This window comes from Ligilactobacillus salitolerans, from assembly GCF_003864415.1.
Classification (GTDB): domain Bacteria; phylum Bacillota; class Bacilli; order Lactobacillales; family Lactobacillaceae; genus Ligilactobacillus; species Ligilactobacillus salitolerans.
In genome coordinates this window covers 22,173-32,172 of sequence record NZ_BFFP01000031.1, presented here as the reverse complement: position 1 = coordinate 32,172, position 10,000 = coordinate 22,173, and the positions used below count along the sequence as shown (strand labels likewise).

Annotated in this window: 9 protein-coding genes; 2 read left to right on the top strand and 7 right to left on the bottom strand. The window is 43.5% G+C overall.

The genetic code is table 11. The annotated features are described in order from the left end of the window. Nucleotides 1-173: 173 nt before the first annotated feature. Entirely contained in the window at nt 174-1,319 is a 1,146-nt protein-coding gene (locus tag LFYK43_RS08950; protein WP_124977528.1) for a GGDEF domain-containing protein, read from the bottom strand. A 517-nt stretch (nt 1,320-1,836) separates the two neighbouring features. Here LFYK43_RS08950 and LFYK43_RS08945 point away from each other — a divergent pair. Continuing rightward, nucleotides 1,837-2,496 (top strand): EAL domain-containing protein, encoded by a 660-nt coding sequence (locus tag LFYK43_RS08945; RefSeq protein ID WP_124977526.1) that lies wholly within the window; start codon nt 1,837-1,839, stop codon nt 2,494-2,496. 37 nt (nt 2,497-2,533) lie between these two features. Here LFYK43_RS08945 and LFYK43_RS13010 read toward each other — a convergent pair whose 3' ends face one another. From LFYK43_RS13010 to LFYK43_RS08930, 3 genes are all read right to left on the bottom strand, one after another. After that, nucleotides 2,534-2,713 carry a nucleotidyl cyclase domain-containing protein gene (locus LFYK43_RS13010; RefSeq protein WP_158609224.1) on the bottom strand — a complete coding sequence of 60 codons (180 nt, stop codon included), beginning with the start codon at nt 2,711-2,713 and terminating at the stop codon, nt 2,534-2,536. Beyond that, nucleotides 2,710-3,627, bottom strand: coding sequence for a GGDEF domain-containing protein (locus LFYK43_RS13005; protein WP_158609223.1), 918 nt, complete (start codon nt 3,625-3,627; stop codon nt 2,710-2,712). Before LFYK43_RS13005 ends, LFYK43_RS13010 begins: the two co-directional genes overlap by 4 nt. 144 nt (nt 3,628-3,771) lie before the next feature. Then, nucleotides 3,772-5,148: an FAD-dependent oxidoreductase gene (locus tag LFYK43_RS08930; protein WP_124977521.1), complete on the bottom strand. Its 1,377-nt coding sequence runs from the start codon at nt 5,146-5,148 to the stop codon at nt 3,772-3,774. A gap of 122 nt (nt 5,149-5,270) precedes the next feature. Here LFYK43_RS08930 and LFYK43_RS08925 point away from each other — a divergent pair, with 122 nt between their 5' ends. After that, nucleotides 5,271-5,930, top strand: a complete 660-nt coding sequence (locus tag LFYK43_RS08925) for an EAL domain-containing protein (RefSeq protein ID WP_124977519.1) — start codon at nt 5,271-5,273, stop codon at nt 5,928-5,930. A 13-nt stretch (nt 5,931-5,943) separates the two neighbouring features. On the opposite strand, the gene LFYK43_RS08920 is transcribed toward LFYK43_RS08925, so the two are convergent. The 3 genes from LFYK43_RS08920 to LFYK43_RS08910 are packed head-to-tail and all read right to left on the bottom strand — an operon-like array spanning nt 5,944 to nt 9,999. Beyond that, entirely contained in the window at nt 5,944-7,107 is a 1,164-nt protein-coding gene (locus tag LFYK43_RS08920; RefSeq protein WP_124977517.1) for a glycosyl hydrolase family 8, read from the bottom strand. Nucleotides 7,108-7,138: 31 nt separating this feature from the next. Further along, on the bottom strand, nt 7,139-7,996 hold the full coding sequence (locus tag LFYK43_RS08915; RefSeq protein ID WP_124977515.1) for a diguanylate cyclase domain-containing protein: 858 nt from the start codon (nt 7,994-7,996) through the stop codon (nt 7,139-7,141). Next, entirely contained in the window at nt 7,993-9,999 is a 2,007-nt protein-coding gene (locus LFYK43_RS08910; RefSeq protein WP_158609222.1) for a cellulose biosynthesis cyclic di-GMP-binding regulatory protein BcsB, read from the bottom strand. Before LFYK43_RS08910 ends, LFYK43_RS08915 begins: the two co-directional genes overlap by 4 nt. Between the last annotated feature and the right edge of the window lies 1 nt (nt 10,000).

Here is a 10,000-nt window from a genome sequence, read left to right as displayed (position 1 = left end):
GGGGCTCAAGATCGTTCAAAGTTAGCTAAAAAAAGAGCCCGCACCTCAAGTCAACTTGAGTCCTAGGCTCTATCCTAAATTTCACTAATTTTATCCCTTAATTTCAAAAAAACAGTCTATTAAACACGGTCACTCAGAAAAAATTTCCCGCTTTTATTGGGTTAAGTTCTGCTTCAATTCGAAACAAGATCAGCACCCAAGCGTTCCAGCGGCCCAACGACCCGACTGCGCCCGTTAGCTTTAGCCTGATATAAATATTGGTCCACCCTGCTGTAGAACTCGTCAGCATTATCTTGCACAGTCAAGAAATCATATCCGATCGAGCCGGTAATATAGATCCTGCCTTGTTCCGTTGGAATGGCTAACCGTGTGATCCGTGTCCTGCATTCGGTGGCAAAAGCTTGTGTGGCAGCTGAATTTTGCCCATAAAGAAGGATCCCAAACTCTTCTCCACCCAAGCGGTAAATTTCTGCTGTTGGACAGAGTTGGCTGATACACAGTTTGACTTCAGTGGTCATTTTGCGCAAAGTTAAGTTTCCGACCGGATGACCATAACGATCATTAATATCCTTGAAGTAGTCAATATCCAGCATCACAAATGCCAAAGTTTGTCGCTTAGCTTGTGACTCTTTTACGGCTCGATTGAAGTCACGCGTAAAACAGCGGTAGTTTTTGGCACCAGTTAAAGCATCAATACAATTTTCATTTTTGATCCGAAGCGATTTTTGTTTAGCTTTAGCGAACAAAAACACGAAAGGCAAGGTGGCTGAAACAAGTAAAATATATGTACCCAGCTGAATTAGCAGATCTGTTAAAGACAGCTTTAAGAAAAACCATGCCATGCCCCAAAAACTGACACCGCCGCTTAATGCAGCCAGCCATTGCAGCCATCGCCCATGATGAGCAGCCCAAAAACTTAAGCTCAGTAAAAGCATCAAACTGAACCATAAAATCAGCGAAAATGGCAAGTAAGTCCGCGGCATAAACATGCACCTGCTCAGAAAAACTCCGGTATTGACTCCGCCAACAACTAAATAAGCCTGCACATCGGCATCAATGCTTAAAAAGATGCTTAAGCAAACCAACTGAACATTCCCCAATAACTGCAGGTGCAAAGCCTTCTGCACGAATAGCAAAATGATGAAGATACTTGCAAAATACAACAGCTTATACACCTCGCGAGCTGAAACCAAATTCGTTTTTAAAGCCCGCTTTTTCAACCCATGTTCGAGAACATCTGCTGTCAGATGATAGATAGCCGCGATCCCGATCACGAAAAACCATGAAACGATCAACTCAACCAAAAAATCACTTTTCATTTGGCAATTCCACCTTATCTTAATCTACGATCCAACGGCAACGACCAGCACCCTTGAATTCTCGCAAGTGCCCAGACTTCAGTGATTTTGACATAGAAATTTCTCTATCTAAACAAAAAAGACAAATTCGACAAGAAATATGCCAGTACAGGCATTACTCCCTCAATTTGACCGTGGTTTGAACTATCAACGATTTTCAAACTACTATATTGATATTGTACTACTAATGTAGTCTCTTTAATATATTTTTTTATTTAGATCATCTTTTGATTTTATATTTAACTGCGACTATCTTCATAATGAGCAAACTTTTTTAACTTAATTACTTAAATTTTTTCTCTTTCATCCGATACTTGTTTAGTCAGATCTTTCTGCTGAAGCTTAGTTCATTACACTTCACGGTCGAAGATCCAACAACTTGAAATTCCGTTCACAAAAACAAGAGCACCAATCTTAATTAATTAAATTTTGTTTCAAAAAATAAAAATTAATATCACTGCAAATACTGGAGGTCCCTATGTATCGTTATTTTACGCAACCATTCATCAACAAGGTCACCAACACAATCGTGGGCTACGAACTTTTGATCCGAGAATTTTCAGAGCAGCGTTGGTCTTTCCCCGCTAATTTGAAAAATATCCCATTTGAGTTGCAAACACAACTGCTGCAAAACGAGGCAGCTAGGATCAAACAAGAAATCTTATTCGTTTCTTTCAATCTGAATCGCTCGCAATTCATGAACGCAAACTTTGCCGCTCTCCTAACAGCAGCTCAAAAAAGGATCGCCCCGCTGACTTTGATCCTTGAGATCACAGAAGAAACCGCTGCTTGGGAGCAAGATCCTGATGACATTCTCGCGCAAATGACTTACTTCAAACAACATGGCATTCTCTTAAGTTTTGATGATGTCGGGACAGGTATGAATACTTATGAAAACATCAAGGTTTTCTTGCCCCACGCCACTGAAATTAAATTCGCCTTGCAAAATTACCGCGCAAATAAACAAGACTATGCGATCCTGACCGACCTGTATTTTTGGCGCGAGATCGCACAACGTTACTGCTTGACCCTGATCGTTGAAGGGATCGAGACCTTGCATGACGAACAGCTGCTGGACCAAATGAAGCTTTCCTATCGTCAAGGCTACTACTACGGCAAACCTGCCTTACTGGAATAAACAAAAAACCGTAAATTCAATTTACGGTTTTTTCTTTTTAATTTTTTAAGTGATTGTCAGCATTCAAAAATTTGGACAAAACTCTCGGGTCATCCGCGCCGACGACCTGGTTGCGACCTCTATTTTTTGCTTCATATAAAAGGAGATCAGCACGCTGGTACAAAATAGTCGGGTCATCACCTGGACGATACATTTCAAAGCCAACCGAGGTCGTCACTGAAATTTCACCTTGCTCCACAGGGATCGCGCAAGTGCCCCGATGGTGTCATGACAGTCCTGAGCAATTTCCTGGGTCTCTTTGAAGGTCTTGTCAGTCAAAAAGATTCCAAATTCTTCTCCGCCTAAACGATAAACGTTCTTTTCTGCCCCGTATTGCGCGGCATTTTTAATCAACTGCTCACTCACACTGCGCAAAACATCGTTGCCGACCAGATGCCCATATGAATCATTGATCGTCTTAAAACAATCGATATCTATCATAATCAATGTCAACGGTTGACCTTTAGCAGCCGCAGCAACTTCACCCTCAAAATCCTTTTTGAAGGTGCGATAATTCTTAGCGGCTGTCATTTCGTCATAAGTCGCGAGATACTTTTCTTGGCTAAAAGTATTCTTCAACTGTCTGGTATAATACAGTCCCAAATAAATTGGCAGGATCAAAATCAGGTAAAGCAAGATCGAATAAGCCGTAGTTGAAAAGCTTGTGTGATAGACTAACCCATTAAGCAGCCAATAAGCGAGTCCGCCAATAACAGCCCCGATCCACTTGCTATGCGTGGTACACCGCAGAAAAACTCGGCTCACAATAAAAATCAAGGCCGAACTCAGATAAAAAATAAAGACCTCTTTTAATTCCAACGGTTGTTGCCAGAGCATTGATCCTACTAACAAAAAACCGTTGACCCACATTACTAAACGAAAAACGCGGGCTGAATTGGCCGACAACAACAGCATCACCATAATAAGCAACAGGAAGTTGTCATATCTCAAAAAATCAGGCATGATGATCGCAACTACCAGCACTAGCAGGCAGATACAAATAAAGTAACTCGCTGTAAAGATCTCAACCATTCGTTTCTGAAGTTGTTCACCGCCTCGAAACTGCAACAATCTCTTAATGTAACTTCTCATTACTTGGAAAGTTGATAAAGTTCCCGCTTCGAAAAAAAATCCAAAAATAAGTTCTACAATAAAACTAGCCAGCATTCCGATCACCCCTTTCTTTTAAGTCGATTTCCTCACGTTCATTTAATTTGTTAACTGTGGTTCGCTTGCCTATCTTAATGTGATCCGAGCATTATCACGCCCATGCAGCCGTTCATAAGTCACTGCTCGCTGGGCTGCAAAGTTCATGAAATTGACCGGCATCCCATTGCCCTGCTCGTATAAAATATCAGCCTGAGCTAAATCATCGATCGTATTTTTATTTTGCAGCATCACTGCAACAACGCTGATATACTGGAGGACATTCTCCGCGGAAATAACGCGCACTCCCAGCAGCTGCCGAGTACTGCGATCATAAACAACGTGAACATCAACGTAAGATGAAATTCCTTGGTATTCTTGGATCCAAGGCCCCTTGTATGTAACTTCGCCCACATCAAAGCCCCTGCTTTTAGCTGCGAGCAATGTATACCCGCATTGTGCCAGCCAGTGATCAAAGATCCTGAGCCCAGTTGTGCCTTGAAGTGGAATAAATTTGTAATGGCTGCCCAAAATGTTATGCGCAGCGACAAATCCTTGCCGGGTCGCTCTAGTCGATAACCGTGTATTCAATGAACCTCTGCCATCTTTAAATTTGACCGTGGCACAGTCGCCGATCGCGTAGATATCTTGACTTGAAGTCTGTAAATATTCATTGACTAGGATCGCACCTTCTAGATCAGTCTCAAGTTCATTTTCAATAAAACTTGTATTGGGCACAAAGCCCATAGCAATGATGATCAAATCAGTTTCAAAATTTTCTTGGTTAGTCTTGACCAGCAAGGAACCGTCAGCTTGATGTTCAACTCCCTTCAAGTGACAGACATCATGCAGCAGAACGCCTTTTTGTTTCAACTGTTCTTCGAGCCACTGAGACGTATTAGAACTGAAACTGCCTTCGCCAATACATTGACTGCGTTCCAGCAAGTGAACTTCTTTACCCAGCTCTCGAGCGATCACAGTAAATTCCAAGCCGGCCTGGCCTCCGCCAACGATGACGATCCGTTGCTTGGCCGCAATTTTTTTACGCAAATTTTGAACTTGATAGAAACTGCGCACCAAGAGAATGTTGTCGTCTTCAACTCCTGGGATCAATGGCAGGCGATTAGCTGCCCCACTAGCAACGATCAAACGATCATAGTGTTCCGTAAAAACTTTGCTGGTAGCCATATCGACCACTTCAAGCTGATGCCCCGCACTGTCTACACTGAGGACACTATGGTTACGACAAACCTTGATGTTAGTACTTTTAGCCGCCAAGTCCGCATCGAAGTGCATCTCCTCAAGCGAATCGATTTCTCCAGCCAGGTAATTGGGAATACTTTCCTTGGCAAAAGTTGGCACCTGGCTGCGATCATAGACAATAACTTCACTTTGCGGCGCCGTTCTGATCAATTCTTCAGCTGCGAACATCCCTGCATGCGATCCGCCAATTATGATAATTTTCATTAAATCCCCCCACAAACAAAAAAAATAAAGCTAAATTAGTCAACTAGCAATTTTAAATTAAATCAGGCTATAATAACAAGAACGCTAAATATCATATACCTAAGAATAGGAAGAAGACATTTATGTACTGCTACTTTATTCAGCCCTACCTCAACAAATTTGCAAATTCCTTGGTCGGTTACGAACTTTTGATCAGGAAACGTGAAGACAACGCTTGGAAATTGCCGCCTTCTTTTGCCTCAGTCCCCAATGAGGTCCAAGGTCAGCTGTTAGTCGAAGTTGCAGCCAAACTCGCCCGCAAAATCGAATTTGTCGCAGTCAATATGAACTGGACCCAGTTTATGGATCATGATTTTGCCCAGGTTTTAGCAGATACTCAAAAAAATATTTTCCCGGTTGCACTGATCATTGAAGTGACTGAGGAACCCGTTGACAAGCAGATCAGCTTCGCCCAGGTCGTTGAGCAGATCATGTTCTACCACCACAATGGTATCCAGTTGACCATAGACGACGTTGGTACTGGCATCAATACATACGAAAAGATCAAAGTTCTGCTGCCTTTTGCCAATGCGATCAAATTCGCGATGCAAAATTTCCGCCGCTCTGGAAATGAAGACCAAATTCCAGCCAGCCTGACTTTTTGGAAAAGGGTCGCTCAAGAAAATCACTTACGCCTGATAGTTGAAGGAATCGAAAACGCAGCTGATGACCAACTGCTCGATCGGCTCAAGATCACCTATCGGCAGGGTTATTATTATTCCAAGCCGCACCGCCTTGAATAACTCGGCTGGCGGATCAGTTTTCAGCAGCTTGTGCAGCCAAGAGACTGGTCAAATTATTAAATGAATAAGAAACTTCCAGCGGAGGTTGACTCAAGGCACCAAAAAGAGTCGACCTCTTTTCTGTGATCTGCTGGGCAAAAACCAGCTTCATTGCCTTATTGTAATATTCGTTGTTGCCTTTGACGGCAAAGATCAAGGCCGCTAACGCATAGTTTCCAGCTGAATTTGCTGAATCAACCATTTGTCCGTTAACTGTATACGCATTGCGCAAATTCTGCCGGTCAACTTGGTCTTTTAACCAGGCCAGACTTGGAGTTTTTAGCTGTCCAACTTCCGCCAAATGCAAAAGCACCTCTAGGGCTTCAGATGTGTTCAAATTCTTAGTTGAGTATGCTTTTTGCCCACCGTTGAACTGCGCAGCATACAGTGGAAATGCATCACCCAGATAGCCGCCTTGCACAAGTTTCAACTGTTTATGGTACAACTTTTTTCCCTGAGCAGAACTATCTTCAAATAAGCGCAAGGTCTTAAAATCATAATAAGCCAAGGGGCTGTCCTGAGATCTTTTCTTGCTTTTGGCATCATAAAAACTCAGCAACTCACCGCTGTTTTTGAGAAGATGTTTATTAAAACTTTGGACCAATGTTTCTAGTTCGCTTTGGTACTTCTTTGAATGATACTTGACGTCATAGTCGCTCAGCGCCCGCATGATCCGTAAATCATCCAAGCTCGCGTTAACGGAAGCCAGCTGCTTTTTTTGTGGATCATACCGATAACTAAATTGGCCAACTTCTTGGTAAAGCGTATTTTTAGTCTGCCGGTAAAACTTCGCAAACTGTTCCTTTTGATTGCTGGCTAACAGATATTGCAGCCATAAACCAGCTGATTCGCTCAAAATACTTCTGTGGTCCTTACCTTGCTGGGTCAGCTTAGTCTTAGACGAATAGCGCGTATAAATTCCTTTTTTAGTTAACATCTTGCTGCTGACAAAATCCGCCAACTGTTCACTTTGCGTGTGATAGGCGTTATTTTTTTTGACCTGGTAAAGCTCAGATACTAGCCCTGACTTTGTCTGAGTCAACTTGACCGTTTCCTTTTTAGTCCCGCAGCCGTGCAGCACCGCTCCGCCAAGTAACAGCAGACAGGACCCTAGTATAATTTTCCTAGCATTTTTCATTTCAATTCTCCACTGAAGTTAAAACAGCCGCTTAAACATCATATTCCATCTCTTTCAAAGCACCTCGAACCAAGTCGTAAGGCTCCTTCATCTCCTGTTCATCCCAAGAAACGACTCCCATCGTCAACGTAATGTTTAACTGCTTGTTTTCAGCGGCGGAGCTCAGACTCTCATCCAGCTTCTGTTTCACACGCTCGCCAGCGATCTGTGCTCCGGCTTTATCCGTGTACAAAAGTACGCCCCAGGTTGGAACCTGATCATCTAAAAAGTATGCCAGATCATTAGTCCGCGTTGCTCCGTCAACCGTTTGCGATAATTGCAGCAAGAGCTTTTCTAGCCGTTGGTCTGACAGCAGTCTTCTGATCTCTTCGTAGTAGCGGATCCTAAAAACCATCAGGGTAACAGGCAGATCGAAACGGTAATTATTTTCGATCGCGACCTGAGCATCTTGCAAATACGCATTTGTAGTCCGCAAATTCGTCTGCGAATCAAAGGCTCCATGTTCAACTAAAGAAGTTTTTAATTCACGGTTCTGTTCTTGCAGCGCACACACATCCTGCGTAAAGAAATAGAGTGCGACACACAAAAGCAAGGGAAGAAACAGCCAAAAACTAAGCTCCAAAGGTAAGGAAACGTGAGCTTGTGTGTTGTAGTAAATCATCAAGACAGCTTGCACAAAGATAAAGGCAAAGTTGCCGATCAACCCGGCAACTATCCCGTAAAAATAGGTCAAAAGCAGCAAAGCGGCTAAAATGCCAATAAAAACTGTATTGACTAAAAGATGGGCACTCATTGTCATCAAAATCGCAGTTGCTGCAAACAGTGCCATAAAAACCAGCAACCAGACGTCCGTTTGTAAGCTTAAATTCTTAAGTGTCTTTTTTTTCATTTTTGACTTCCTCCTGCCACCCTATTCTTATGCACAACCAGCAGCCAGGCTGCTGCTCCGAGAAGTACTATCGCAGCGCCCAAAATCCCAAGGTACCAGTATAGTTGTTGGTTTTCCCGGCGTTTGATCTGTTGATTCAATTTTTTATTTAGAACTGGATCTTTAATAAAACGAAAACTAGAAATTCCCTGATCTTGAGCGACCACAACAGCATCCTTCCCATTTAGCGCCTGCAAGCTCTTCTCTGTCGCAAATTGCTGTGCCGCCTGTTCCAGGTAGCGGGGTGAAGCAGCTGTCACGACTAGCAAAGCATGATTTGAGTTATAGGGCGACCGCAACAACTGGGCGATCCCCAATTGCTGACTCCAGTCTTCTTCTAAACTCATCTTTTCATTTGATTCAAAATACCGGTACCCGGGAGCAAATTTGAAGTAAAGGCGAGGATTTAATTTTTTGACCAGCTGATTTTGCTGTGGAGTCCCCAGAGCAATGATGTTCTTTGCCCTGAGGTCCTTGCGGCTGGGATCTGAATAAACCTGCAGTTTTTCTGCACCCTGTGCTTTTTGACCCAGCAGAGCAAATAAATCACTCAACGCTGCTAGATCAGCGCTCGTCAATTCTCTTGGCCGCACCACCGCTAAGGAATTTAATGTCTGATCTGGCATCAATGCCCCGAAAAAGTTGTCAAACAGGAGGGTATTTATCGGTTGCTGCTTGATGCGCGCAACAGAATCAGGCTGCAATTTCGCCCACACCGTCTGCTCTTTTTGCTGCTTATTTTGACCCGCTAACACGAAAGCAACCTTGATCAAGTATCCGTTCTGGATGGTCGATCTCTGGGGCAGCTTAATTACTAACGAATCCCCCTGCGCCTTTTTTCTGGTCAATTTCTTTTGCCCAGCCAGTTGATCGTTGACATAAACTTTGATCTTCGCTTTTTTGAAGCTCAACTTTGCTGAATACTGGTAATGCAGCGTGATCTGCGAACCCAAACTTTGAGTTTGTCCTGCAGGCAAGGAGACCGCAAAAAGTTTTTGCTGCTCACCCGGGCCGGTAAAGGTTTGTTCCTTTGTGGTCAACTGCTGCTCCAACTGGAGAGTATTACTCTGAGAAGTGTCAGTCTTAACACTCACCTGCTGCATGCTTTTATTTGTTTGTGCCATTAACTCATGGTTGGCAAAATAAGCCGCCGCTTTACGCAGCATTTTATTAGAACGCGCGGTCACTACCAAGTCATAGTGTCCTTGACTATACACCGTTTGTAGTAAGCCTTGATTTTTTAGCCTTGAGCCAGGGAGTGCTTTTTTGAGCGCAACCGGCAACTGATCATATCTGGCAACCACGACTCGATATTTATCTTGCTGATTGGCCGCAGAAAAGGTCCTCAATCCGACTCGGCCGCTAGCAGAAATCGCCGTTTGATCCGGCCGCGCGGTCAAGGCGATCAGAGCCGCACTCAAAGTCTCGTTGTCCGCATTGTCTGGTATCACAATGGTTGATTGGTTCATTGAAATTTTATCAATTCCCATAAAACGAGTGAAAAAAGAGCTCAGGGTCGGATCTGGTGGGACCTCTGTATAGCGAAAATTGACGGTAGTCCCCGGATAAAGAGTCAGCCAATCGGCCGGCGTCTGTTCATTTTTAAAGCCTGTTTTACCTTGCGTTGTGATCTGCCCGCTGAGTTGTAAGACATTGTTGTCTTCAAGCAGATCAACTGGCAAAGATACTGTCCAAGTTTGCCGCTGGTCAGTTTTTTTTGGTCGAAAAGAAGTAAACTTGACCCCATTAATTGCTAGGGTCAGTGTCGAATCTTGCCGCAAACTTAGGGAGGTGAGCTGAAAATTCAGGGTAATTGTCGCTTGTTTGACCTGCCAATAATTTGGCTTTTCAAAGTTAAACTGACTATCGACACTCGTCCCAGATAAAGTTTGTGCTTGATCTTTAAGCTCGAAGGTATAAGTCTCAGCAGCGTTAACTCGCTTGCCAGGACTTAGCAAAAACACG

Coding starts and splice junctions, on each gene's coding strand:
- LFYK43_RS08930 (WP_124977521.1), bottom strand. CDS start 5,148: ATGAAAATTATCATAATTGGCGGATCGCATGCAGGGATGTTCGCAGCT.
- LFYK43_RS08945 (WP_124977526.1), top strand. CDS start 1,837: ATGTATCGTTATTTTACGCAACCATTCATCAACAAGGTCACCAACACA.
- LFYK43_RS08915 (WP_124977515.1), bottom strand. CDS start 7,996: ATGAAAAAAAAGACACTTAAGAATTTAAGCTTACAAACGGACGTCTGG.
- LFYK43_RS08950 (WP_124977528.1), bottom strand. CDS start 1,319: ATGAAAAGTGATTTTTTGGTTGAGTTGATCGTTTCATGGTTTTTCGTG.
- LFYK43_RS08925 (WP_124977519.1), top strand. CDS start 5,271: ATGTACTGCTACTTTATTCAGCCCTACCTCAACAAATTTGCAAATTCC.
- LFYK43_RS13005 (WP_158609223.1), bottom strand. CDS start 3,627: ATGAGAAGTTACATTAAGAGATTGTTGCAGTTTCGAGGCGGTGAACAA.
- LFYK43_RS08920 (WP_124977517.1), bottom strand. CDS start 7,107: ATGAAAAATGCTAGGAAAATTATACTAGGGTCCTGTCTGCTGTTACTT.